This window comes from Chitinimonas sp. JJ19 (assembly GCF_036961565.1).
Classification (GTDB): Bacteria; Pseudomonadota; Gammaproteobacteria; order Burkholderiales; family Chitinimonadaceae; genus Chitinimonas.
Genome location: NZ_JBAMDD010000013.1, coordinates 20,912 through 47,746, shown reverse-complemented (window position 1 = coordinate 47,746; position 26,835 = coordinate 20,912). Strand labels below are relative to the sequence as shown.

The 26,835-nt window shown below is 60.8% G+C and carries 17 protein-coding genes; 13 read left to right on the top strand and 4 right to left on the bottom strand.

Going from position 1 to position 26,835, the window contains the following annotated elements; genetic code table 11:
• Positions 1-8: 8 nt before the first annotated feature.
• On the bottom strand, positions 9-1,358 hold the full coding sequence (gene pmbA, locus V7714_RS15560) for a metalloprotease PmbA (RefSeq protein WP_335710528.1): 1,350 nt from the start codon (positions 1,356-1,358) through the stop codon (positions 9-11).
• Between the two features lie 151 nt (positions 1,359-1,509).
• Here pmbA and yjgA point away from each other — a divergent pair, with 151 nt between their 5' ends.
• Both yjgA and mog read left to right on the top strand, forming a co-directional pair.
• The gene (gene yjgA, locus V7714_RS15555) at positions 1,510-2,103 is read left to right on the top strand and encodes a ribosome biogenesis factor YjgA (protein WP_335710579.1); all 594 of its coding nucleotides are present in this window, start codon (positions 1,510-1,512) and stop codon (positions 2,101-2,103) included.
• Positions 2,096-2,665: a molybdopterin adenylyltransferase gene (mog, locus tag V7714_RS15550; RefSeq protein ID WP_335710527.1), complete on the top strand. Its 570-nt coding sequence runs from the start codon at positions 2,096-2,098 to the stop codon at positions 2,663-2,665. The genes yjgA and mog overlap by 8 nt, the downstream gene beginning before the upstream one ends.
• Positions 2,666-3,004: 339 nt before the next feature.
• Here mog and V7714_RS15545 read toward each other — a convergent pair whose 3' ends face one another.
• The 3 genes from V7714_RS15545 to V7714_RS15535 form a co-directional block, all read right to left on the bottom strand.
• A complete protein-coding gene (locus V7714_RS15545; protein WP_335710526.1) occupies positions 3,005-3,226 on the bottom strand; it encodes a hypothetical protein in 222 nt (73 codons plus the stop codon).
• A 322-nt stretch (positions 3,227-3,548) separates the two neighbouring features.
• Positions 3,549-4,586: an L-threonine 3-dehydrogenase gene (tdh, locus tag V7714_RS15540; RefSeq protein WP_335710525.1), complete on the bottom strand. Its 1,038-nt coding sequence runs from the start codon at positions 4,584-4,586 to the stop codon at positions 3,549-3,551.
• Between the two features lie 110 nt (positions 4,587-4,696).
• Positions 4,697-5,893 carry a glycine C-acetyltransferase gene (locus V7714_RS15535; RefSeq protein WP_335710524.1) on the bottom strand — a complete coding sequence of 399 codons (1,197 nt, stop codon included), beginning with the start codon at positions 5,891-5,893 and terminating at the stop codon, positions 4,697-4,699.
• A gap of 241 nt (positions 5,894-6,134) precedes the next feature.
• On the opposite strand from V7714_RS15535, the gene V7714_RS15530 reads away from it, so the two are divergent.
• The 11 genes from V7714_RS15530 to V7714_RS15480 all read left to right on the top strand — a co-directional run bounded on the left by V7714_RS15530 (position 6,135) and on the right by V7714_RS15480 (position 26,781).
• A complete protein-coding gene (locus V7714_RS15530; RefSeq protein WP_335710523.1) occupies positions 6,135-8,135 on the top strand; it encodes a methyl-accepting chemotaxis protein in 2,001 nt (666 codons plus the stop codon).
• 233 nt (positions 8,136-8,368) lie between these two features.
• Positions 8,369-8,770, top strand: coding sequence for a hypothetical protein (locus tag V7714_RS15525; RefSeq protein ID WP_335710522.1), 402 nt, complete (start codon positions 8,369-8,371; stop codon positions 8,768-8,770).
• 132 nt (positions 8,771-8,902) lie between these two features.
• Positions 8,903-9,703, top strand: a complete 801-nt coding sequence (locus V7714_RS15520) for a DUF2145 domain-containing protein (RefSeq protein ID WP_335710521.1) — start codon at positions 8,903-8,905, stop codon at positions 9,701-9,703.
• Positions 9,704-9,743: 40 nt separating this feature from the next.
• Positions 9,744-11,636 (top strand): MFS transporter, encoded by a 1,893-nt coding sequence (locus tag V7714_RS15515; RefSeq protein WP_335710520.1) that lies wholly within the window; start codon positions 9,744-9,746, stop codon positions 11,634-11,636.
• Between the two features lie 96 nt (positions 11,637-11,732).
• Complete coding sequence (locus V7714_RS15510) at positions 11,733-13,463, top strand: ABC transporter transmembrane domain-containing protein (RefSeq protein ID WP_335710519.1); 1,731 nt, start codon at positions 11,733-11,735, stop codon at positions 13,461-13,463.
• 186 nt (positions 13,464-13,649) lie between these two features.
• Positions 13,650-14,597 (top strand): DegV family protein, encoded by a 948-nt coding sequence (locus V7714_RS15505; protein ID WP_335710518.1) that lies wholly within the window; start codon positions 13,650-13,652, stop codon positions 14,595-14,597.
• A 124-nt stretch (positions 14,598-14,721) separates the two neighbouring features.
• Positions 14,722-16,287: a response regulator gene (locus V7714_RS15500; RefSeq protein WP_335710517.1), complete on the top strand. Its 1,566-nt coding sequence runs from the start codon at positions 14,722-14,724 to the stop codon at positions 16,285-16,287.
• A complete protein-coding gene (locus V7714_RS15495) occupies positions 16,284-17,804 on the top strand; it encodes a PAS domain-containing sensor histidine kinase (protein WP_335710516.1) in 1,521 nt (506 codons plus the stop codon). Before V7714_RS15500 ends, V7714_RS15495 begins: the two co-directional genes overlap by 4 nt.
• A 110-nt stretch (positions 17,805-17,914) precedes the next feature.
• A complete protein-coding gene (locus tag V7714_RS15490) occupies positions 17,915-19,492 on the top strand; it encodes an ATP-binding response regulator (protein ID WP_335710515.1) in 1,578 nt (525 codons plus the stop codon).
• Between the two features lie 3 nt (positions 19,493-19,495).
• The gene (locus V7714_RS15485; RefSeq protein WP_335710514.1) at positions 19,496-23,866 is read left to right on the top strand and encodes a response regulator; all 4,371 of its coding nucleotides are present in this window, start codon (positions 19,496-19,498) and stop codon (positions 23,864-23,866) included.
• Positions 23,863-26,781 carry a tetratricopeptide repeat-containing hybrid sensor histidine kinase/response regulator gene (locus tag V7714_RS15480; RefSeq protein ID WP_335710513.1) on the top strand — a complete coding sequence of 973 codons (2,919 nt, stop codon included), beginning with the start codon at positions 23,863-23,865 and terminating at the stop codon, positions 26,779-26,781. Before V7714_RS15485 ends, V7714_RS15480 begins: the two co-directional genes overlap by 4 nt.
• Positions 26,782-26,835: the final 54 nt, after the last annotated feature.

Sequence of the window (26,835 nt, the reverse complement as noted above, 5' to 3'; positions counted from 1 at the left end):
GCTGCCGCTCAGGCGCCTGCCACCATCATCTTCTCCACCAGTATCGACCCCACCCGCTTGCTGCCGCGCATCTCGATATCCGAGCCTATGGCAACGATACCCATGAAGATGTCCTTGAGATTGCCCGCTATGGTGACCTCCTCCACCGGATGGACTATCTGGCCGTTCTCCACCCAGAAACCGGCTGCGCCGCGCGAATAGTCACCGGTAATGCCGTTAACGCCCTGCCCCAGCAACTCGGTCACATACAAGCCCGTGCCCAACTGCTTGAGCATGTCGCCAAAATCACCGGCAGTGGGCCGTACCAGCAGATTATGGGCGCCCCCGGCATTGCCGGTACTGCGCATGCCCAGCTTGCGGGCTGAGTAGCTACCCAGCAGCCAGCCATTCAGCACCCCGTCACTGACCAGCTCGCGCTGCACACAGGCCACACCCTCGGCATCAAAGGCCGAGCTGGCCATGCCGCGCGGCAGGAATGGGTCTTCCGTGATGTTGACGATGGAAGAAAACACCGGCTTGCCCAGGCTATCGAGCAGAAAGCTGGCCTTGCGGTACAGGCTGCCGCCCGATGCCGCCGATATCATGTGGCCAATCAGGCCGCCAGCCAGGCTGGGGTCGTACAAGACACGGTAGTCACCCGTCTTGATACGGCGAGCCCCCAAGCGTGCAATGGCCCGTTCGCCTGCCTGGCGGCCGATTGCCAAGGCATCCTCCAGATCACAGGCGGCGCGGGCAACGCTATACCAATAGTCGCGCTGCATGGCATCGCCCTCCTGGGCGATGACGGCAGCAGAAATCGAATGACGCGAACTGATACCCGGGCCGATAAAACCATGCGAGTTGGCATAGACCGACTGCCCCACATGGCTCGATACCGTCGCCCCCTCGGAATTGCTGATGCGGCTGTCGACGGCCCTGGCGGCAGCCTCACAGCGCTGTGCCAGCGCGATGGCATCCTCAACCGAACAATCCCAGGGGTGGTATAGGTCCAGATCGGGGAACTGGGTGGCCAGCATATCGGGGTCAGCCAGGCCTGCACAATCGTCTTCCGCCGTATAACGGGCTATGGCCAGCGCCGCGCTTACCGTCTGGCTCAACGCCTGGGGAGAAAAGTCTGAGGTGCTGGCGTGGCCCTTGCGCTGGCCCAGGTAGACGGTTACCCCCACGCCCTTATCGCGGTTGTACTCTATGGTTTCCACCTCACCCAGGCGGACACTGACGTTCTGGCCTACGCCTTCTGATACATCCACATCGCAACTGGTTGCGCCCTGGCGCTTGGCATCTGCCAGTACATTCTCGACCAGCTCGCGCAAGGCAGCCTGGCTATAGGAAAAACCGGATTCGGTAGAGGTCGTCACAGGTATCTCGTTGTTGGAATGGGCGGATTGGCACTGTAGCTTGCAGCAGGCTGCACGGATGGGCGTATGCCCGCCGTCCGGCATCGGAACTGCGCCTTAGTGGCTCACGTCCGGTATCATATCAGCCCGTATGATAACCAAGCTGGCCACCATGTCCCGCAAGTCCCGTTCCGCACCCGATCAAGCCCAAGATATTCAAGCTGACGATGAAATCGAATACGTCAGCAAGTCACAGATGAAGCGCGACGTGGAGGCGCTGCAGGATCTGGGGGTGGAGCTGATAGGCCTGTCCAAGCTGCAACTGAAGAAGCTGGATCTGCCAGACGCCTTGCTGGTTGCCATCAAGGATGCCCAGAAGATCACGGCCAATGGCGCCATCAAACGCCAGCGCCAGTATATAGGCCGTCTGATGCGCGATATCGATCCAGCCCCCATCCAGGCCCTGCTGGACAGCCTGCGTGGCGACAACGACAAGCAGAATGCCTGGTTGCATCAACTGGAGCGTACCCGCGACGAACTGGTCGCAGATGACAAGGCGGTTGCCAAGCTGATCGAGGAACATCCGCAGATCGACATCCAGCAGCTACGGACCATGGTGCGCAACGCCAGGGCAGAACGGGCAGCACAGAAGCCGCCCAAGCACTTCCGCTCTTTGTTCCAGTTCCTCAAGGAGCTCTACCCCGAGCCTGCACTGCTGGCCACAAGTGACGATGAAAATGAGGACGACGAGGAAGACGATGAGTAAGCCACTGCGTATCGGCCTCGTCTCCATCAGCGATCGCGCCAGCAGCGGTGTCTATGAAGACAAGGGGCTACCCAGCCTGCGTGAGTGGCTGCACGCCACCATCAGCACGCCCATAGAGCTGGTAGAGCGCTTGATACCGGACGAACAAGCCTTGATCGAATCCACCCTCATCGCCCTGGTGGACACCGAGGCCTGCGGCCTGGTATTGACCACAGGCGGCACCGGCCCGGCACCGCGCGATGTCACTCCGGAGGCCACACTGGCGGTGGCCGACCGCGTCATGCCCGGTTTTGGCGAGCAGATGCGGCAGATCAGCCTGCAGTTTGTACCGACTGCCATCCTGTCGCGCCAGACCGGGGTGATACGCGGCCAGGCACTGATACTGAACCTGCCCGGCCAGCCCAAGGCCATCAAGGAAACGCTGGAAGGCCTGCGCGATACAGCAGGCAAGGTCGTGGTACCTGGCATCTTTGCCGCCGTGCCTTACTGCCTGGATCTGATCGGCGCAGCCTATATCGAAACGCATGAAGAGCGGGTCAAGGCCTTCCGCCCCAAGAAATAGCCACTCAGGCGGGCGGCTTTAGCCCGCCCGAGGCGAGGCCTGAAGCCACCCAAAACGAGCGCAGAAGCGCCTAGAGCCTGTTCAAAGTCTTTTCGCCGCGTCGTTCGCAACCTTGCCGGATGAAGGGCAAGACGCAAGGCGCGCAGCGGTACGGGTACCGTCAGCGGCTTGCAACGCCGCCCTTCGCCGGCAAGGCTGCGAACCCGAAGGGCTGAGCTGGAAAACGGCCACTCACTGCGTTGTGGCGCTTGGCAATAACTGGTTATTGCCTGCGCACCACGCCTTGTGCCTGGCCATTTTCCAGATCAGCGACGCGGCGAAAAGACTTTGAACAGGCTCTTAGCGTTTCTTGCCACCCACCAAGAGCAGCACCACACCCAGTGCAATTGCCGAGCCGCTGAGCCAGGGCGGGATCACAATGCTCTCCGTCTCCTTGACCGAGAACTCAAGCGGTCCCAGCTTGGCAGCGTGGGTTTCCTTGGTGTAGTCGATACTTCGCTGGGCCAGGCCCAGGCTACCAGCCAGAATAAAGACAACGGCGAGTACGCGCAGGATGGTCATGTATTTTCTCCTCTGTTCATAAATCTTCTTTTTCAGGCCAACGCAGCTCAGCAGCAAGCGCGGCATGCTTCACCCTACTTAGAGTCGCTGACAAAACCCAGCGTAACGCCAGCGTAGCGGTTCTGGCTAGGCGTGCGAGCGCTGGCGCGCTCAGCAGGCGCGCGCAGCAGGCAGTACGTGGGCACGGCAAGCTCGCACAACAACGCCAGAAGGGTTTGGTTAATGGCTCTTTATAAGGGGTAGTCAGTGAATCAAGGCTGAATCGCCCAAAATGCAAAAAGCGCAGCCTAAGCTGCGCTTTTTGCCGGCCCGGGCCAGATTATCAAGCAGCAGCTTCGGCCCAGTCCAGTATCACCTTGCCCGACTGCCCTGACAACATGGTTTCAAATCCCTGTACATACTGCTCCACCGGGAAGCGATGCGTGATCATGGGGCTCAGATCCAGCCCAGATTGCAGCATGGCGGCCATCTTGTACCAGGTCTCGAACATTTCACGGCCATAGATGCCCTTGATGATCAAGCCCTTGAAAATGACCTGATTCCAGTCAATGGCCATGGTGCCCGGCGGTATGCCCAGCAAGGCGATCTTGCCACCGTGGTTCATGGATTCCAGCATGCCGCTGAAGGCTTGCGGGTTGCCAGACATTTCCAGGCCCACATCAAAGCCCTCGGTCATGCCCAGCTCATTCATGACATCGGGCAGTTTTTCCTTGGCCACATTGACCGCACGACTGGCCCCCATCTTGAGCGCCAGCTCCAGCCGGTATTCGTTTACATCGGTGATCACCACGTGCCGGGCGCCGACATGGCGGGCAATGGCCGCAGCCATGATGCCAATAGGGCCGGCACCGGTAATCAGCACGTCCTCACCAACCAAGTCAAAGCTCAGCGCGGTATGGGTGGCATTGCCGAAGGGATCCAGTATCGAAGCGATCTCGTCAGGGATGTCGTCCGGAATCTTGAAGGCATTGAACGCTGGAATGACCAGATACTCGGCGAACGCCCCTTCGCGATTTACCCCGACACCTGTGGTGTTGCGGCACAGATGCACCCGGCCTGCACGGCAGTTGCGGCAATAGCCGCAAGTGATATGGCCTTCGCCCGATACCCGATCGCCGATCTGGTAGCCCTTGACCTCCGAGCCCATGCCGACAACCTCACCCACGTACTCATGGCCCACATGCATGCCGACCGGGATGGTCTTCTGCGCCCACTCGTCCCACTTCCAGATATGGATGTCGGTTCCGCAGATCGCCGTCTTGCGTATCTTGATCAGCAGGTCGTTATGGCCAACTTCTGGCTTCTTGACACGCTGCAGGGTAAGGCCAGGGGCGGCCTCGGCTTTAACCAGTGCTTTCATCGCTTGCTTCCCATCGGCAGTCTTGCCGCCGCTCGTGTTGTCACTCGACAGTGTAGAAGGCCTTCTTGTGAAAGACCTCCCAGGAAAACCCAAACTATCCGGTGAGGCGGTCAGATCACGCCCAGTTCCTTGCCGACCAGCGTGAAGGCCGCCACCACCCGCTCGATATGCTCGGCAGAGTGGGCCGCGCTCATTTGGGTACGGATGCGCGCCTTGCCCTTGGGTACTACCGGGAAGCTGAACCCGATCACGTACACGCCATGCTCCAGCAGCTTGGCCGCCATCTCGCCCGCCAACCTCGCATCGCCCAGCATTACAGGGACGATAGGGTGCTCACCCGGCAGCAGGGTGAAGCCAGCGGCACTCATCTTGCTGCGGAACAGCTCGGCATTGGCCTTGACCTTGGCACGCAGACGGGCGCCATCGGTCTCCAGTATGCGGAACACCTCCAGACTGGCAGCAGTAATGGACGGCGCCAGCGAATTGGAGAACAGATAGGGGCGCGAACGCTGGCGCAGCATGTCGACAATCTGCTGCCTGGCCGCCACATAACCACCGGATGCACCGCCCAAGGCCTTGCCCAGGGTGCCGGTATAGATGTCCACCCGGTCGGCCACGCCGCAATGCTCTGGCGTACCTCGGCCATTTTCACCAATAAACCCGACGGCGTGGGAGTCGTCCACCATCACCAGGGCATGGTATTTGTCGGCCAGGTCGCATACCGATTTCAGATCAGCGATATAACCGTCCATCGAAAAAACACCATCGGTGACGATCAGCTTGAAGCGCGCACCTGCCGCATCGGCCGCCTGCAGCTGCGCCTCCAGATCGGCCATGTCGCTGTTCTTGTAGCGATAGCGCTGGGCCTTGCAAAGGCGTACGCCATCGATGATCGAAGCGTGGTTCAACTCGTCCGAGATCACGGCGTCGTTCTCGCCCAACAGGGTTTCAAACACCCCGCCGTTGGCGTCGAAACAGCTGGAGTAAAGAATCGTGTCATCCGTCCCCAGGAAGCGCGAGATGGCGCCTTCCAGATCCTTGTGAACTGACTGGGTGCCGCAGATAAAGCGTACCGAGGCCACGCCGTAGCCATAGTCATCCACCCCCTTCTTGGCCGCCGCGATCAGGCGCGGATCGTCCGCCAGCCCCAGGTAGTTGTTGGCACAGAAGTTGAGCACTTCGCTGCCATCACGCAGCCGTATATCAGCACGCTGGTGGCTGGCTATCACGCGCTCGGGCTTGAAAAAGCCAGCATCCTTGATGGCAGCCAGTTCGGTTTCCAGATGGGTCAGGAAGGCGGAATTCATGGGTCTCCTCGGGTGGGCCTAGTGGGCCGCATAGTAGCCGGGTGGGCAGAAAACAGGATTTTACACCGACCCGCCACCGCCTGCCTCCTGGCAAATGGCTGCTTAAAATTTCAGCATTGATTTATAATATAAATAGGCATCCGCAGTATCATATCCTCCACATGGGGGATAGCGCAGTCCTCACCCGCTCAGGCCATATCGAAGGTGGCCGCCGCGATGTGCCGATTGCAAGGAGAGCAACATGATCAACTCCGTCGCAACCCTTATGCGCCGCATGAGCTACCCGGCCCGCTTTGGCCTTATCGGCGCAGTATCCGCGCTGGCCTTGGTTTACCTGGGCTACAGCCTGTACCGCACCAATCAGGACAATGTCGATTTCTCGGCCAAAGAGCGACTGGGCGTTGCCTATCTGGAAAGCACCCTACCCCTGCTGGAGGCACTGGTTCAGCGCCGCAATCTGGCCGCCAGCCCCAATGCAGCCGCCCAGTTGACAGACAGCGCCAGCCGCATTGAAACCGGCCTGGCCAAGATTGCCGCCAGCGAGCAGCAGATGGGCAGCGATCTGGCAACCACCAGCGCCTATGGCGAAATGAAAAGCGCCTGGCTGGCAGCGCGTGGCGGCGACGCCAAGCCACCGGCGGAACGGGTGGTACTCCATAGCGCCGCGATAGATCGCACCCTCAATCTGATGGTAACCGCCTGCGATAATTCCAACCTGACCTTGGACCCTGACATCGATTCCTACTATCTGATGGACAGCGTCTGCGTGAAGCTGCCGACATTAGCAACCAGGCTAGGTGAACAGACCGCCCTGCTGCTACGCAGCCTGCACGACAAGGCGGTGGACGATGCATCCCGTACCCGGTTGGTGGAACTGCGTCCCTTGGTGTTCGATGCGCACGCAGGCATGCGCGGCAATCTGGACAAGAGCATAGGCTATAACAAGGCCATCGCCGCCCAGTTGCAAGACCAGCCGGAGAAACTCAAGGCCGCCATGCTGGCAGTCAGCGAACATGTTGATGCGGTACTGGGCAATCAGCTTGATGCCGACACCACGGCCGTGCAACAGCGCGGTAACAGCAGTGCCGGCCAAGCGCTGGCCTTGACACTGTCTGGTAGCAAGTCGCTGGATGGCCTGCTGGTGGCCAGGCTCGATCGCATCGCCACGCAGCGCAACATCTATGTCGGCGCCAGTGTGCTGGCCCTACTGGCCATCGCCCTGCTGTTTGTCTCGCTGTATCGCTCCATTACCAGCCAGCTTGGCGGCGAGCCTTTCCAGGTCGAGGGCATCGTCAAGCGCATTGCCGAGGGCCGCCTGGATACGGCGATTCCGCTGCAGGCCGGTGACCAGAGCAGCCTCTTGGCCGGCATTGCCCAGATGCGCGACCAACTGCGTGATCTGGTGGTAGAGATGCTGCGCCTGGCGGAACAATCGACCCAGGCCGCCCAGCAACTGGCGCAAAGCGTGGAACAAGTCGCCCATGCCAGCAGCACCCAGAGTGATGCAGTGGCTGCGGCAGCCGCAGCGATTGAGCAACTCAGTACCTCGATCGTGCATGGTGCCAGCAACGCCGATACGGCTTGCCAGCAAGGGCTCAGCAGCAATGAGGCTGCAACCGGGGGCAGGACCGTGATACGCCAGTCCATAGGCAATATGAATACCATTGCGCAGGATGTCGGGCTGGCCGCCCGCACCATCGAGTCGCTAGGTCAGCAATCGGCCGCCATTACCCAGGTGGTCAGTGTCATACGTGATGTCGCCGACCAGACCAATCTGCTGGCCTTGAATGCCGCCATTGAGGCTGCCCGGGCGGGTGAGGCGGGGCGAGGCTTTGCCGTGGTGGCTGATGAAGTACGCAAACTCGCGGGCCGTTCTGCCACCGCCAGCAGCGAGATTGCCAACTTTGCCGGCGTGATACGCCATGCGGCAGAAGAAGCCGTCAGCCGTATGCAAGTCACCGTGCAAACGGTAGAGGCTGGCCGGCATGATGCCGACGCCGCCAACGGCGCCATCGAGCGCATCCATCACACCACGGCGGAAATGGTATTGGCCATCAAGGCCATAGCCGAAGACCTGCTGGAACAGCGCAGCGCCAGCCAGCAACTGGCCCAGCACATTGAGTCCATCGCCAATATGAGCGAATCGAACGCCAATTCCGCTGGCGAGGGTGCTGCGGCGGCCAAGCAGTTGCACAAACTATCGAGCCAGTTGGCCGAAACCGCCCGGCACTTTACGGTCTGACCCATCGTGCAGGGCTCGCCCCCAGCAAGGTAGCCGGTTCACGATACAACTCAAAGAAGCGCCAGCTTGACTGCATTGCATGCGGCCAAGCTGGCTAGCATCCACCCAGCCTAACACCGCCTGCCAACTATTCCCGCTGCATAGGCAAAGCACGGCATGCCTGCTACTCTGCGCTCGCGTCGTCCTTTGAACAGGTTCTTATTCAGACGACATCAAACACGATGGAGTACACCATGCGCTCTTTGCTCTGCCTGCTGCTTGCTGGCAATCTGCTTGCCCTGCCCGCTCATGCTGCCGCCGATATTTCCGAAGGCTCAGCCCTATCTGCCCTGGGCGTCGCCAGCGTTGTCGGCGGTTCCGCCGTCGTGGTATCCGAGGGTGCCGAGCTGGTACTGGAGTCGGCCGAGAAAGTGGGTGACGGTGTCATCTGGGTGTTGCGGCAGACCGGCAAGGGTGCCAGCGTGGTGGTCAAGCTCAGTGGCCAGGCCATGGGGGGCGCTTCTGTCGCTGTCGGCCAGGTGATCAAGGTCACCAGCCATGCCAGCGGCCACGCCCTGATGGCATCTGGCAAAGCCGTAGCATTCATCCCCAACGAAGTGGGCAAGTCCCTGCTGCATCAATCCAAGGTGCGATAAGCATCGCCAATACAAACCCATCGGACACTGCCGTGCCGCTGAGAGCCTGCTGCAGGCGCCAGGATGAATGTGCAGCGCAGTTTTTGTTGGTGGCTATCCGCCTCAACGGTATTGCCAACCACGGAGCACCGCATGAGTCTCAGCAGACCAGCTTGTACCACCTCAGTCTCCCTGCTCACCGCCGCCTGCCTGATAGCCCTACCCGCACAGGCGGGGCGCGGTTGCGACGAGCTGCCTGCCCGGCCCGACCAGTTGCAGCATGCGCTGTCGCTTGCGCTCAAGGTACGAACCCGGCTGGAAACCACCCAGCAGCAGGTCGCCATCGTCGCCCGGGTGGGGCGCGATATGAGCAAGTATGGCCTGCGTTACTCCCATGCCGCGCTGGCCTGGCGCGATCACCCACAGGGCCGCTGGCTGGTGGTGCATGAGCTCAACGAGTGCCAGAGTGACCGCTCCAACCTCTATAACGAGGGCCTGGGGAATGTCTTTCTGGATGTGGTGGAAAACGAAGCCCTGCTGCTGACCCTGCCAGCACCGCTGCAAGCCCGGCTGGCAGAGCGCTTGCGCCATCCTGGCCGCATGCATGAAGCCCGCTACAATGTGGTGGCCTACCCTTTTTCCACCCGTTACCAGAACTCCAATCAGTGGCTGCTGGAGACACTGGCAGGCGCGCTGGATGATACCGGGCGCCTGAACAATAGACAGGCAGCACAGGAATGGCTCAAAGTGCGCGGCTATCAGCCCAGCGTCATCCGGCTGCGTACCTTCAGCCGCCTGGGTGGACGCCTGTTCAACGAGAACGTGGCCTTTGACGACCACCCGACGAACAAGCGCCTGGCAGGCAAGATTGCCGTGGTCACCGTGGAATCCATTGCAGAATTCCTGCAGGCCCAGCAGAGTTTGATCAGCCGTGAGGTAATCCGGCTGGATTAATCAGGAAAAAGACACGTGCCCTACCTTGACCGGAGCATCCATGCATAACAACAATCAGTTTGACCTGTTCAAGACACGGCGATTCCTGCCCTTGTTCATTACCCAGTTCCTGGGCGCGTTCAACGACAATCTGTTCAAGAACGCCATGCTGGTGATGATCGCCTTCTTCGGCCTGGGCTTTGCCGGCATCAATTCCGCCACGCTCATCAATGCCGCCGCCGGCATCTTCATCCTGCCTTTCTTCCTGTTCTCGGCCACGGCCGGCCAGTTGGCCGAGCGCTACGACAAGGCCCAGCTGGCGCGCTTTGTCAAACTGATGGAAATCGCCATCATGGCGGTAGCCGCCGCTGGCTTCATCCTGCAAAGCGCAGCCACCCTGATGGTGTGCCTATTCATGATGGGCGTGCATTCAGCCCTGTTTGGCCCACTCAAGTATTCCATCCTGCCGCAATACCTCGACGAGCGTGAATTGCTGGGTGGCAATGGCCTGATCGAGATGGGAACCTTTATCGCCATCCTGCTGGGCCAGATCGGTGGCACCTTGATTATCGAGAGCAATAAGGAGAATGCCTCCTTGATGGCGGGGGCAATTGCATCGGCCTGCGTCGCCGTCGCCGTACTGGGCTACCTCAGCAGCCGCGCCATGCCACCGGCACCGCCGCAGGCCAAGAACCTGAAGATCAACTGGAATATCTTCACCGAGACCTGGCACATTATTCGGCTGAGCCGCCGCAATCTCACGGTATTCCACTCGCTGATGGGTATTTCCTGGTTCTGGTTCTTCGGGGCTGTCTACCTGACCCAGCTACCCAGCTATGCCAAGGATGTGCTGGGCGGCAATGCCGAAGTCTATACCTTGCTGGTCGCATTGTTTTCCATCGGCGTGGGGGCTGGTTCAGCCCTGTGCGAGGCCTTGTCGGGCCGCAAGGTAGAGATAGGCCTGGTGCCCTTTGGCTCCATAGGCATGTGCATATTCGGCATAGACCTGTACTTCGCCGCCCCCATGAGCCCTGCGGCACAGGTGGGCTGGCTGGCCTTCCTGCAGGATGCAAGCCATTGGCGCCTGCTGGCCGATATCGCCCTGCTCGGGGTGTTCGGCGGCTTCTTCATTGTGCCGCTGTACGCCTTGATCCAGATGCGCAGCGAGCCGGAATACCGTTCCCGCATCATTGCCGCCAACAACATACTCAACTCCTGCTTCATGGTGGTGTCGGCCGTGGTCAGCGTATTGGTGCTCGAGGCCGGCGCAACGATTCCGCAGTTGTTGCTGATCGTCGCCATCATGAACATCCCGGTCGCACTGTATGTCTATGGCCTGCAGCCCGAATTCCTGATGCGCTTCCTGGTATGGATAGCGACCCACACCATGTACCGGGTCAAGCACGAGGGGCTGGATAATATTCCTGAGGAAGGTGCCGCCATCCTGGTCTGCAACCATGTGAGCTTCATGGATGCGCTGGTCATAGGTGGTGCGGTGCGCCGGCCGGTTCGCTTTGTCATGGACCACCGCATCTTCAAGGTACCCATACTCAACTTCATATTCCGCACTGCCGGCGCCATACCCATTGCCCCAGCCAAGGAAGACCCGGCCATGAAGGAGCGTGCCTTCATGAAGGTGCAGGAATACCTCTCTCAGGGCGAGGTGGTCTGCATCTTTCCCGAGGGGAAAATCACCTTTGATGGCGAACTGAATCCCTTCAAGGCAGGCGTACAGGAACTGGCCCAGCGCAGCGGCGCCCCAGTGGTGCCCATGGCCTTGCGCGGCCTGTGGGGTAGCTTCTTCAGCCGCAAGGATGGCAGCGCCATGGTCAAGATGCCCCGCCGCTTCTGGTCGCGCATCACCCTGGCCGCAAGTCAGCCCGTGCCCGCTGCCGAGGTCAGTGTGGAAGACCTGCAGCAACGCGTGCTGGCTTTGCGTGGCAACAGCAAATAAGCACAGCCCACGGCCGCGAATCCGGGCTGATTGAACCATCCATCCCAGGCCCGATCTGCCAAGGCAGTCGGGCCGTTTCATTACCGGAATCCATCTATGCAACCTGCCGCCCTGATACGCCAGTTGCTGGCCCCCTACAAAGCCCGCATCGTCTATGCAGCCATGGCGCTGGTGCTCGCTGCTGCCTGCATGCTGCTGGTAGGCCAGGGGCTGCGGGCGGTCATAGATCGTGGCTTCGTTGCCAGCAACCCTGCCCTGCTCGATCAAATATTGCTGGCCCTGTTTGGCCTGATCGCCATCATGGCGGCCGCCACCTATGCCCGTTTCTATTTTGTCTCCTGGCTGGGGGAACGCGTCACGGCCGACCTGCGCCGCAAGGTATTCGACCATCTACTAACCTTGCCGCCGTCCTTCTTCGAGACGGGCCGTACCGGCGAGGTGATCTCGCGCCTAACCAACGACACCACCCAGATCGAGACCGTTATCGGCTCATCAGCCTCCATGGCCTTGCGCAATGCCTTGCTGCTGGTCGGTGGTTTGGTCATGCTGGCCATCACCAGCCTCAAGCTGACCTTGCTGGTACTGGTAGGCGTGCCTCTGGTAGTGGCCCCTATCCTGCTGTTCGGCCGGCGGGTGCGCAAACTGGCCCGTGCCGCGCAAGATAAGGTGGCCGAAGTCAGCAATGTCATTGATGAAACCGTGCACGAGATCCGTACCGTGCAGGCCTACGGTCACGAGGGTAGCGACAGGCAGGCCTTCGCCGACCGGGTAGAGGCTACCTTCGGTGTCAGCCGGCAGCGCATACGCCAGCGTGCCAGCCTGATCGTGGTGGTGATGGTGCTGGTGTTCGGCGCGGTTGCCGCCATCCTGTGGGTAGGCGGGCACGATGTGCTGGCGGGCAAGATCAGCGCCGGCCAGTTGTCCGCCTTTGTCTTCTATGCGGTCATCGTGGCAGGGGCAGTTGCCACCATCTCGGAAGTCATAGGCGATATACAACGCGCCGCCGGCGCGTTGGAGCGTCTGGTAGAACTGCTGGCCACCCGCCCGGACATCGCCGAACCGGCCCAGCCCGTGCCGCTGCCGCAACCATCATCTGGTGAGGTGGTGTTCGGCTCGGTCAACTTCCACTACCCGAGCCGGCCGCAACAGCCTGCCCTGCAGGATTTCAGCCTGCGGGTAGCGCCTGGCGAGAAAGTGGCCCTGGTGGGGCCATCCGGCGCAGGTAAGAGCACGGTATTCCAGCTATTGCTGCGTTTTTACGACCCCGCCCAGGGTGCCATACGGATAGATGGCGTTGACCTACGCGATGCCCGTATCCATGAACTACGCCAGCGCATCGCTCTGGTATCGCAAGAGGCGGTGATCTTTGCCATGAACGTGCTGGACAATGTCCGCTACGGCCGCCCCGACGCCAGTGAGGACGAGGTCAGGCAAGCCTGCGAAGCGGCATTTGCCAGCGAGTTCATCGTGCAGTTGCCAGAGGGCTACCACACCAATCTGGGTGAGCGCGGGGTGCGCCTGTCGGGAGGGCAACGCCAGCGTATCGCCATTGCCCGTGCCATCCTGGCCAACCGGCCCATATTGCTGCTGGACGAAGCCACCAGCGCGCTCGACAGCCATAGCGAGCGCATGGTGCAGCAGGCGCTCGAAACCCTGATGCAGGGACGCACCACCTTGATCATTGCCCATCGCCTATCGACCGTGCTGCACGCTGATCGTATCGTGGTGGTGGACGGCGGCCGTATTAGCGCCATAGGCAGCCACGCCGACTTGCTACAAAGCAGCCCGTTGTATCAGCGGCTGGCCAGCCTGCAATTTCAGCAATAGCCGTTGGATCGGCAAATCCGCCGCCCAAAAATGACATTGTCTTGACAATATCGCATAAGTGTGTCGTTTACCCACCTTTATCAGCAAAAGATGGTATTGAACATTTCGAGCAGTTGCTCGATCTGCTAGCCTAGCGGCGAGGTCACGGAGATGGCCCGATGCAATAACTACCGGAGACACTCCCCTATGCGCATTGGTATCGCCACAGACTCTGCCTGCGACCTACCACGTAGTTTTCTCGACAAGCACCATATCGTCATCCTGCCGGTTTCCATCAAGGGCCCCGGTGGCGAGTTCGTTGACAACCGCCTGCCAGAGGAAACACAGGATTTCTATAAATCGGTAGCCGAAAATGGTGACGCGGAGTTCGCAACTCGCCCTTTCAGCCCCGATGAGATCCGTGACCTGTTCTTGAGCCGTCTGGTACTGGAGTTCGACTACGTCTTCTGCATCACGGTGATGAAGACCCGTAGCCTGATCTTCGAGAACGCCACCCATGCCTCGCTCCGCATCCTCAGCGACTATCGGCCCATTCGCGAACACGCCAATATCAAGGCGCCGTTCTCCTTAAGGGTGTTTGACAGCGCCAACGTCGCCACCGGCCAAGGCCTGGTAGTGTCGGAAGTCGCCCGCATGATCGCGGCCGATGTCTCCACTCTCGATATCATTCGCCAACTGGACAAACTGACCCAGCACACCCAGGCCTTCCTGGTGCCGTCCGAGCTGGGCCAGTTGCACAGCCAGGCACGCCGTCGCGGCGACAAGAGCGTGGGCTTCCTCACCTATGCACTGGGCTCGGCGCTGGATATCAAGCCCATACTGCGTGGCTACCGTGGCGACACCAACCCGGTCGGCAAGATACGGGGCTTTGAGGCAGGCTGTAACAAGCTGTTCGAGGCGGCCCGCACGCTGATACGCGATGGCGGCCTGCTGGCCCCCACCGTCAATGTCAGCTACGGTGGCGACCCCGCTGTAGTCGAGCAGATGCCGGGCTATGTGGCCCTGCTGGCCGATGCCCGCCCCCGTAACATCAACGTCTATCTGTCCGAGATGAGCAGCACCGCCTGCGTCAATATCGGCGTGGGTGGTTTGTCGCTGGCATTTGCCTCCGAGAAGGAAGTGCGCTTCGACTAGCCTCCCCTCATGGGTGCAAGACAGAAAGCCGCGAAATTTCGCGGCTTTTTTCATGGGATATCAGCTGCGGCGACAGCCCGCTTATGAGCTATATGTAGAGGGTGCCTATCTGCAAGATTGATCCATGCCCCCTCACGATCCGCCGCACAACAACCTTATCCTGATAGTGGACGACCACGCCCCCTTGCGACAATCCATCAAGGGCATCCTGGCGGAACTGGGCTATCAAGCAGTGGAGCAGGCCAGCAATGGCCGCGAAGCCATCTCTATACTGCAGCAGCAAACGGTGGCCTGCATAGTCAGCGACTGGAATATGCCGGGCATGGATGGCCTGCAGTTGCTGGAATGGGTGCGCACCAACCCGTCCTCGGCCGGCATACCCTTCATGTTGCTCACCGCCGAGGCCACCCGTGATCGCATCAAGGCGGCCCTCCACCGAGGCGTCAGCGACTATCTGGTCAAGCCCTTCACCAGCCAGCAATTCCGGCAGCGCTTCCAGCGCCTTATCGATGGCGAGGCACAGGCACCACAGGCACCGGTCGAGCGCCCCCCAGTGGTCGGTTTGCCGCCACAGGATGTAGATGGCAAGCGCAAGACCATCCTGATCGTTGACGACGTCAAGGACAATATCGAGGTAACTGCCGGCCTGCTCGAGCAAGACTATGGCATCAAGGTCGCCATCAGCGGCCAGAAAGCCCTGGACATCGTGGCCCGGCAGGCGCCCGACCTGATCCTGCTGGATGTGATGATGCCCGGCATGGATGGCCACGAGGTCTGTCGCCGCCTCAAGCAGGATGAAGCCACCCGGCATATCCCCATCATTTTCATGACGGCACGCGATCAACCCGGCGATGTGGCCGAGGGACTGGAATTGGGCGCAGTCGACTATGTGGTCAAGCCAGCACACCCCACTGTTTTGCGTGCCAGGGTACGCACGCATCTCAGGCTGGCACAGCATCTGGTTCAGCTTACCGAGCAATCGGGCACCCTGGCCGAGCATGCCCACTTGCGTGACGAGGTGGAACGCATGGGCAGGCATGATCTGAAAAACCCGCTCACAGCCGCACTGCAGGCCAGTGAATGCCTGCTGGACGACCCCGGCCTCGGCCCCAGGCAGCGGGAGTTGGCGCGGCTGGCCACCGATGCTACCCGGCAAGCCATAGAACAGGTCAACCGTACACTAGATCTTTTCCGTATCGAGACAGGCACCTTTGTACTGCAGGCGCAGCCATTTGATCTGGCTGACATACTGACACGCGCTGCGCGGGAAACCGAGACCAGTTTTCTGGCCAAAGGCATACGGATACAAAACCCGGCTGATGCGACTCAGGCAAGTTGGGCGCTGGGTGATAGTGGCCTGACCGCCAGCCTGCTGGGCAATCTGCTACGCAATGCCGCCGAAGCTTCGCCCGACAATGGGGTTGTCACTGCCCATTTCGGTCTGGACGACAAGTGGCTGACGCTCCGCCTGCACAATCACGGCGCCATCCCGCCGGAACTCAGGCAGCGCTTTTTCGACAAGTACGCGACAGCAGGCAAGGTTGGTGGCACGGGCATAGGCACCTACTCGGCCAGGCTTTACGCCAGGGCGCAGAACGGCGAGCTGCAATTTGAAAGCGACGAAACCAGCGGCACCACCTTGGTACTCAGCCTGCCCGCCGCGCCATCAGGCGGCAACAACACCCCATGAGCAAGCTCATCCACGCCCTCAGTCCGGCCTGCAACCGGCCCATGAGCTGGGTAGCTCGGCTGCGTGAAAGCCAGCAAGCGCAACTCCGGCAGGTAAGGCAGCAGCAGGAGCGCATCCATGCCGTATTGCCCATGGCCGTGTTCCAGTTCCAGCTGATCGGCGATGAAGGCCGCTATTTGTATGTCAGCCCCAAGGCAGCCGATGTGCTGGGCGTGGAGGCGCACGAGATATTGGCAGACCACCAGAATCGCTGGCGCAACGTCCCGCCGGAGGAGACTCGCATCTGCAAGATTAAGGCCTTGCACGCCGCCAAACAGGGTATAGGGCTGGAGTACGAACACAGCCTGGACATGTTTGGCGCAGCACGCTGGGTGCGTGCCTATGCCGACCCCATCAGGCAGCCGGATGGCAGCACAGTATGGAGTGGTTACTGGATGGATGTCACCGCGCAACGCCGCCAGACCTGGGCCTTGCGGGATGCCCAAAGCCAGGCAGAACAGGCTACTGCCGCCAAATCCATGTTCCTGGCCAATATGAGCCACGAGATACGCACGCCGCTGAACGCCATCATCGGCCTGTCTTATCTGGCACTGGAGGGCGAGCTGCCCGCTGCCCAACGCAGCTACGTCGAGAAGATCCACAAGGCCGGCGACACCTTGCTGAACCTGATCAACGACATACTGGACTCCGCCAAGATCGAATCCGGCCAACTCCGGCTCGAACAAGTGCCATTCGAGTTGCAGGAAGTCCTGGATCATCTGCGCGTGGTGACCCAATACTTGGCCGAAAACAAGGGGCTAACATACCGGCTGCAGGTGGCCGACAACCTGCCCCACCACCTGCTGGGCGACCCTTTGCGCCTGGGCCAGGTACTCATCAACCTGCTCAGCAATGCCATCAAGTTTACCGAGCATGGAGAGGTCGCCCTGACGCTCGATGTGTTGGCGCAGCAGTCAGGACGTATCCAGATACAGGGCATAGTGAGTGATACCGGCATAGGCATGACAAATGAACAAGCAGGCAAGGTCTTCAAGGCGTTTACCCAGGCGGATGGCTCTACCACCCGCCGTTACGGCGGAACCGGGCTGGGGCTTTCCATCAGCCGGGAATTGATTACCCTGATGGGTGGCGATATCCGGGTGGAGAGCACGCCCGCCCAGGGCAGCCGATTCATCTTTGATTGCTGGCTGGGCCAGGCCGATGGCGCATTGCCCACCAGTCGCAATCTTGCGGCGCCGCAAACAGTTAAACCGCTAGCTGCATCAGCGACCGCAGCCCACACCAGCACAAGGCCACTGGCCCAATGGCAAGACCAGCTGGATCGCCTGCTACAGTTAATGGAAGACAGTGACCGCGAGGCCAACCGGCTGTTCGCCAGCCTGGCCCCCGATATCGCCGCCAGTTTCGGTAGCCAACCATGCGGGGATGTTGGACACGCCCTTGCTGAATTCGACTACGATCAAGCGCTGGAGGCCTTGCGTGCAGCCGTTCGTGCCTATACACCCGGTTTAGGTTAGCTTTAGGAAATTGTTAAGGAAGCCGGCCTCAGCCCAAACAGCGTTGCCTGATACACTGCCCTTTCACTTAGCCCCGGTGGAAAACATACGCTTCCACCCAGCCTGCCGCCATGGACAAGACACCGAATATCCTGATCGCAGACGATTACCACCAGATGCGACTGGCGGTACAACACGTCCTCAACGGTATGGAGCTGCACAACCTGCACGCAGCCAGCCAGGGGCTGGAGGCCAAGCACATACTGGAATCCGTTCCCATACAGCTGGTCATTGCGGATTGGAACATGCCCGGCATGACGGGCTACGAACTGCTGTGCTGGTGCCGCAATGATGGTCACTATCGCGACGTGCCCTTCATCCTGCTCACCGCCGAATCCGGCAGGGAGTTTCTGGGTAAGGCCATCGAGGCAGGCGTCAGCGACTACCTGGTCAAGCCCTTTACGGCCGCAACCCTGCGCGCCCGTATCGTCAAGCTGCTGGGTAAATCGGTAGAACCGGCGCAGACAGTGTTGCCCAAAGCAACACTGAAACCCCTGCCCATGCCTATGCCCTTACCGGCAGAAACGCCGGTACTGGGCCTGGATGCCCCCAGTGAGGAGCGGCTGTCACGGGCCTCGGTACTGGTAGTGGATGATGTGGCCACCAATATCGAAGTCATCGCCGGCATACTCAAGAGTGAATACGCCATCAAGGTGGCCATCAGCGGCCGCAAGGCGCTGGAGATCGCCAACGGCCCCAACCCGCCCGACCTGATACTGCTGGATGTAATGATGCCCGAGATGGATGGCAACGAAGTGTGCCACCAGCTCAAGGCCAATCCTGCCACCCGTGATATACCGGTGATCTTTCTGACGGCGCGTGACCAGGCTGACGATGTGGTCGATGGCCTGGACCTTGGCGCGGTTGATTACGTGGTCAAGCCGGCACAGCCCGCCATACTCAAGGCACGTATCCGCACCCACCTGCGCTTGAGCCAGGCCCGTCGCGACCTGACCAGACAGAACCAGGTACTGTCGGACAATGCCCGTCTGCGCGACGATATTGAGCGCATCACCCACCACGACCTGAAAAACCCCATCAGCGCCATTGCCCATACCGCCGAGCTGATGCTGCTCGACAGCGATTGGCCCAACGCCCAGCGCGAACGGCTGGAACTGCTGGAGGGTGCGGCCCGCCATGCGCTGGACATGGTGACCCTGTCATTGACCCTGTACAAGATCGAGCAGGGCCAATTCCAGGCAGAAACCACTCGGCTGGCACTGGGCAAGTTGCTGGATACCGTGGTGCAGGAGATCAAGGTGCAGTTTGCCTGGAAGCCAGTGGACATCGTGTTGGACATACCGCTGGAGCAACATGCCCTGGCCGAAGCGGCGCTATGCCGCTCCATCTTCGCCAACCTGCTGAAAAATGCCGTGGAAGCCGCTGCAGACGATAGTGTGGTGCGGATTGCCTTGACCCGCGTCGGTGGTGAGTGCCTGGTTGAAGTGATGAATCAGGGTGCCGTACCCACCAGCATCCGGCCACGTTTCTTCGACAAGTATGTCACCCATGGCAAGTCCGGTGGTACCGGCCTGGGCACCTATTCAGCCAAACTGCTGACCGAAGCCCAGGGCGGCCATATAGACCTGATTTGCGACGATACCCAGGATAGTACCCAGGTTTTCGTCTATCTCCCTGCCGCAGACTAGCGCATGCTCGACGCCAAGTATCTCTACCTTATCCGCAGCCTAGTCATCGTAGTCATCTTCGCGCTGGCCGCGCAACTGGGCTCGGTTTTCATGTCGGCCGGCAGCGCCTTCCTTACGCCTGTCTGGCCGCCAGCGGCGGTAGCCTGCGCAGTGGCGCTGCTCTATGGGCCGCGTTACCTGCTGTGTATCGCGCTCTATATCTACTACGACTATGTCTCCGTCGATTTCTACAAGAGCAGCCGTTACCTGTATGGCTTGATAGAGCCCGTCTGCATGGTGATCACTGCCAGCAGCGTGGCCTTCATTGCCCGCCGCACCAGCCTTGATCTCTCATTGGGCAAGGTCAAGGACAATCTGTGGCTGATGGCAATGGCCCTGCTCTACGCCATCATCAGCGCCAGCCTCGCCACCGTAGGCTATTGCGGCTTTGCCGCCACGGCCCGCTGTACCGACAATGGCTGGTTTGGCCACTGGGCTCAATTCGGGGTGGGTGACCTGTTCGGCTTATGGATCTGTCTGCCAGCGCTGATATCCTGGGGTTTACGCCTGGATGCCGGTAGCCGCCAGGTGCTGAACTCACCGGAACGCTATCGCCCGATCCCGCTCAAGCACACCTCGCAGCAGATCATCTATATCGTCACCGGTTTGGGCTGTGCCGCGCTGGCCTGGTGGTACACCCGCTATGCCGCACTCCCGGTGCAGGTCGTCGGCTTCATGGCATTGCCCCTGCTGGTCTGGGCCGCCCTGCGGTTCCCACCGCTCTTCGTGCACTCCGCCATTCTGGTGACGGGCCTGGTCACCATCTCGCTGCAACTGACTGGCCAGGCCGGTCTGCTGATCGACACCCCCACCCACCTGGCATCGCTGTTCCTATTCCTGCTGTCGCTTTCCATGCTGACGCTGCTGGTCACGGTTGTCATACAGCAGCAGCGGGAGCTGGCAGCATCACTGGCCCACAGGGCAGAACAAGCCCGTACCGAAATCCTGCTGGCAGCCGCGCCAGAGGCCATCATCAGCATCGATGGCAATGGTCATGTGATCTACTGGAACCCGGCTGCAGAACGCATCTTCGGCTGGACCCGCGAGGAGGCCTTGGGGCGCCAGGTACATACCTTCCTGCCACCGCAATCTCTTCGGGCAGTGGCCGATGCCGGTCTGGAGCGTTTCCATAAAACCGGCCAAGGCCCCTTGATAGACCATGTGGTCGAAGTCGAGGGCTGCCACGCCAAGGGCCATCTGGTGCCGATAGAGTTGGCCTTGACCGGCTACCAGGAGGGCCGGGATTGGCACGCCACCGCCTTTGTCCGCGATATCAGCGAGCGCAAGCGCAATGAACAGGCACTGACGGCCGCCGAAGTACGTGCCCGTGAGCTGACCGACAAGCTGCCGCTGGCCGTATTCCAGCTTCGTTTTGTCGATGGCAAACCGGTAGTGACCTTTGCCAATGCACAATGGCAGGAATTTGGCCGTTCGCCTGAGGCCATCATGTCGGATGCCGACGAGGCCTTCAGCCTGATCGTCGAGCGCGACGTGGAGAGCGTGCACACCGCCATACGCGAGGCCGTGGTACAAAGCCGCCCGTGGGAACAGGCCTTCCGTATACGCCGTAGCGATGGCCAGTTGCGTTGGGTCTGGGGAGAGGCACGTCCCAGCATCGTGGCCAGCGGCGAAATGATCTGGAATGGCTTCTGGCAGGACATTACCGACAGCCAGGAAGCCCGCGCCGAACTGGCCGCCGCCCGCGACCAGGCCCAGGACTCCCGCCGCCGCCTGATCGACCTCTCTGATGCGCTGCCGCTTGCCATCTTCCAGCTCAGACTAGAACCCGATGGCCGGCTCCACTACCCCTTCGCCAGTGCCAAGGTCAAGGATATCCTGGGCATAGACTACACCGACCTGCAGTCGGACCCGGCCGCCCGCTGGCGCCATGTCATGCCCGAGGATCGCAGCCAGGCACAGGGCATCGTTCGGCGGGCCATTGCCGGCAAGCACAACACCGATTTTGAGCATAGGGTACTGCGGGACGGCATGGTGCATTGGGTGCAGGTACGCACCATATGCAGCGCCCAGCCCGACGGTTCCTGGGTCTGGAACGGTTTCTGGATGGATGTCACCGAAGCCCGCCAGCAGGGTGAAGCCATACGCATGGCCAAGGAGGAAGCCGAACTGGCAACCCAGGCCAAGTCCATGTTCCTGGCCAATATGAGCCACGAAATACGTACCCCCATGAATGCCGTCATCGGCATGGCCCACCTGGCACTCAAGACCCCGCTCTCACCCAAGCAGCGCGACTATGTGGAGAAAATCCATACCGCTGGCGTCTCCTTGCTGGGTGTCATCAACGACATCCTCGATTTTTCCAAGATCGAGGCCGGCAAGCTGGATATCGAGTCGGTGGATTTCGACCTGGATGAGGTATTGGCCAATGTGGCTGCCGTCACCGGCGGACGGGCACAGGACAAGGGCCTGGAATACCTGTTTGACGTGCCCAACAATGTACCGCGCCGGCTCAATGGCGACCCCCTGCGGCTGGGCCAGGTCTTGATCAATCTGGTCAACAACGCGGTCAAGTTCACCGATCGCGGCGAAGTCAGGCTGGCGGCCAAGGTATTGGAGCAGGACGACGAAGGCGTGCATGTGGCGTTCGAAGTCAGCGATACCGGCATAGGCATGAGCCCGGAACAATCATCCCAGCTATTCAAGGCCTTCACCCAGGCCGATGGCTCTACCACCCGCAAGTTTGGCGGTACCGGACTGGGGCTGAGTATCTCCCGCCGGCTGGTGGAGATGATGGGCGGTGAAATCAGTGTCGAGAGCACGCTGGGCGAAGGTTCGCAGTTCCGCTTCTGTGCCCGGCTGGGCCTCGCCCGCAATGAGGCCGCCGTGTGCAGGGTACTGCCTATCGCCTTCAACAATATGCGGGTGCTGGTGGTGGACGACAATCCCGTCGCCCGCGACGTCATGGTCGGCGCATTGGGTGATATGCCTTTCCGTGTGGACGCAGTGGATTCCGGTGCAGCCGCACTGGCTGCCATACGCGCGGCCGATGGTGATGACCCCTACCGTGTGGTGCTGACCGACTGGCAAATGAAGGGCATCGATGGCATAGAGCTGACCCGGCAGGTCAAGAATGACCCCGCTTTGCGCCAGGTTCCCGTCATCGTACTGGTTACCGCCTTTGGTCGCGAGGAAATACGTCATCGTGCCGAAAACGCCGCCGTCGATGGTTTCCTGCTCAAGCCAGTCAACCGCTCCACCTTGGTCGACACCCTGGTGACCCTGGTGGGCAGCGATATCGGTGATGCTGGTGAACTGCCGCTGGTACACAGCAGCCGTCCGCTGGATGGCGCCAGAATACTGCTGGTGGAAGACAATGAGGTCAATCAGCAGATCGCCCGCGAACTGCTGGAGAGCATGGGCCTGCGCATCGACATTGCCAACAATGGCCAAGAAGCCCTTGATCGACTGAACGCAGTAGGGCCGCAGTACTACTCCCTGGTCTTCATGGATCTGCAGATGCCCATCATGGATGGCCACGAGGCCACGCTGGCCATACGGGCCGACGCCCAGTTCCGGCAAATGCCCATCGTGGCGATGACGGCTCATGCCATGGTCGAAGAGCGCGAGCGCTGCCTTGACGAAGGCATGCAGGATCACATCAGCAAGCCGATAGAGCCCGAGGCCCTGTTTGCCTGCGTGCGCCGCTGGGTGGGTGGCGAGCAGACCAGCGAACCTGTGGTAACGGCGGACGAGGATGGGCTGCCCGTGATGCCAGGCCTCAATACCCGTGAGGGCCTGCGTAGGGTAGCCGGCAACCAGGTGCTGTACGTCAAGTTGCTGGGCCAGTTTGCCGAGCGCTTTGGCCCAAGCGCCGGCAAGATAGCCCAGCTATTGGGACAGGACAATGCCGAGGCCGAGCGAGAGGCACACTCCCTGCGTGGGGTTGCCGCCAATATCGGCGCTCAAGGCTTGCAGGAGCAGGCCGGCATCGTGGAACAGGCCATACGCCAGCAACAGCCAGCGGCGGAAATACGCCTGGCCATCGCCAAGCTTGAAGTCGATCTCGATCTCTTCTGCCGCTACCTGTCGCAAGCGCTGCCTACGGTTGCCCCGCCGCCAGCAGTCCCTGAGATACCGCTGCAACCCTTGCTGGCTCGTTTGAGCCGCTTGCTGCAGGACAACGACGGCGATGCGCTGGGCCTGGTCGAAGAGCAAGGAGCGCGCTTGCGTAGCGGCCTTGGACATTCCTTTGCCGCAGTCGAACAAGCCATCGGTCAATATGATTACGATGCCGCCCTGGCGCTATTGGGTGTACTCGCCAGCCGTGCCGGCATCAGCCTGAGCCAGCCCGAACCTTCAGAGTCCTCCTCATGACCGACCAAGTCGATCTCTCCTGGACTACTGGCAACTGGCGCCAGGATTTTGAGCACGCACTGGGGCTGATGCGAGACCAGCCCCAGCAGACACGTGCGCTGGGCCAGCAGATGATAGCGGCCGGCAGCCTGGAGCAACCGCCGCTGCAATCCCTTTATGGCGCCCTGATTCAATCGCTCAGCGATTATTTCGATGATCGCAACGAGCATACCGAAGCGGTGTTTCGCCAACTGCATGACACGTTTACCAGCCTCAACGACCCCGAAGGGCAGTTGCTGAGCGCTTTTGGCATGCTGGCTGTGGCGCGGGTGCAGGGTCGCATCGAGGAAGGCTATCGCTTCGCGCAGGAATACGTCGTTCCCTTCCTGCCCAACACGCCCAGCATGAGCAGCGTCTTGCTGCTGAACACCCTGGGCATCCTGGCGCAGGAGTACGGCCTGACCGATGAAGCGCTGCGCCATTTCTATAGCGCACTGGAAGCCGCCCGTTCACTGGGATTGAGAGCGCGTGAAGCACAGATCACCTGCAATATCGGAGAGCTGTTCTATGTCTGCGGCAATGCCGAAGACGGCGAAACCATGCTGCAGCAGGCCCAGGAATTGGCCATGCACACGGAAGAACGCTGGCTGCGGCCCTTCGTCAGCCTGATCCTGGCGCTGTGCAAACTCTCGCGCGACAACAGCGAAGCGGCCTATGCCGTGCTCGAAGAGTTCCTCGATGACCATCCGGACATTGCCAACTCCGCGCCATCCAACCGGGGTTTCTTCCACGCGGTAGCCGCCTACACCCTGGCGGAACGGGGTTTGCTCGATCAGGCCGAGGCCTTGAGCCAGCGCGCTCTGGACGAGATGACGCTGTACGAGGAAAGACATCTCCGACCCTACACCTGGTGGGCCAGCGGCCATATACACCACCTACGTGGCAGGCAGGATGAGGCCATCGTTGACCTGAACCGTGCCATAGACGAGACAGGTGACCTGGGCTATGTATTCATGCCCATGCGGGCCTGCCTGGAATTGTCGGATATCCATACCGCACGCGGTGACTGGCAAGCCGCCCTGCGCGACTACAAGCGCCATCACAGCCTGTACGAGCGTGCGCAGGACCAAGCCACGCGCACGCGCCTCAAGCTGCTCAGTATCAAGAGCGAGCTGCGCGAAGCAGAGGCGGGCCTGCGGCATGCCGAGGAAGCCACCCGCGCCAAATCGATGTTCCTGGCCAATATGAGCCATGAGATACGCACACCCATGAATGCCATCATCGGCATGGCGCATCTGGCGCTCAAGACACCGCTCTCGCCCAAGCAGCGCGACTACGTCGAGAAAATCCATACCGCCGGGGTGTCGCTTCTGGGCATCATCAACGACATACTCGACTTCTCCAAGATAGAGGCCGGCAAGCTCGATATCGAGTCAGTGGATTTCGATCTGGACGAAGTTCTGGCCAATGTCGCCGCCGTCACCGGCGGCCGTGCCGAGGATAAAGGCCTGGAATACCTGCTGGATATCCCGGCCGATCTGCCCCGCCATCTCAATGGCGACCCGTTGCGCCTGGGCCAGGTACTGATCAATCTGACCAACAATGCCGTCAAGTTCACCGAGCACGGCAGTATCCGCCTGGCTGCCAAGCTAGAGCGCACCGTAGGCGAAGACCTGGTACTGGCATTCGAGGTTGCCGATACCGGCATAGGCATGAGTTCAGAGCAGGCAGGCCGCCTGTTCCAGGCCTTTACCCAGGCCGATGGCTCCACCACCCGCAGGTTCGGCGGCACCGGCCTGGGCCTCAGCATCGCCCGCCGGCTGGTTGAGATGATGGGGGGGCAGATAGGGGTGCAAAGTACGCCCGGCAAGGGTTCCAGTTTCCGCTTCACGGTCAGGCTCAAGCCATCGTCAGCACCCGCACCGGCATCGGATTACGCCAGCCCGGCAGTCTCTGTGCTACCCAAGTTCAATGGGGTATCGGTACTCCTGGTCGAAGATAACGAAATCAACCAGCAGATTGTCGTTGAGCTGTTGCAGGCTGCAGGCGTGGTGGTAGAAGTGGCTGGCAACGGCCGCGAGGCACTGGACCTGCTGCTGCAAGCAGACCGGCCGCTCTACGATCTGGTCCTACTGGATGTGCAGATGCCCATCATGGATGGCTATGCCACCATCCGTGCCATACGGGCCGAGCCGCGTTTTGCCGACCTGCCTGTGGTGGCCATGACAGCCCATGCCATGCAGGAGGAGAAACAGCGCTGCCTTGATTCGGGCATGAACGGCCACCTGGCCAAACCCATCACCCCGCAGAGCCTGTTCGACACAGTCACCCATTGGACCAGCCTGCGCCCACGCACAGCGCAAGCGGCGGTCCCTCAATCAACCAGTGAGCTGCCGCAACTCGATGGACTCAACGTCGAAAGCGGCCTTGCCCGCACGCTGGGCGACAAGGCCCTGTACCTGGCCTTGCTGGATCGATTCTCGCAGGAACAGGCCGGCGTGATGGAGCGTATGCGCGCCGCCTTGCGCAACGACCGCGCCACAGCCCGACGACTCGCCCACACGCTGAAAAGTGTTGCCGGCCTGATAGGCGCCGTGCAGATACAGGCGCTGGCGGGTGATCTGGAAGAACAACTGCAGGAAGGCCGCCCCACACCGGCCGACAGCCAGTTGGCGCCGCTGGAACTGGCACTGACTGCGCTGCTCGATGGCCTGGTGCAGTACTGCCCAACGGCACCTGCCATTGCCACCACCGCCGATACGCTGGCGGGCCTGGTCACCTTGCTGCGCGCCCAGGATGGTGAGGCACTCGATTATTTCGACCAACATCGCGATGTGCTGGTACAGGCATTGCCAGATGCCATACTGCAAAAAGTCGAAAGACAGATACGCCAGTACGACTACGACACCGTACTGGCCTTGCTGGAAGCGCAATAGTGCATACAAACGCAACGGTCTCCGGCGCCGAGCCAGCCACCTAAGCTGGTAGAG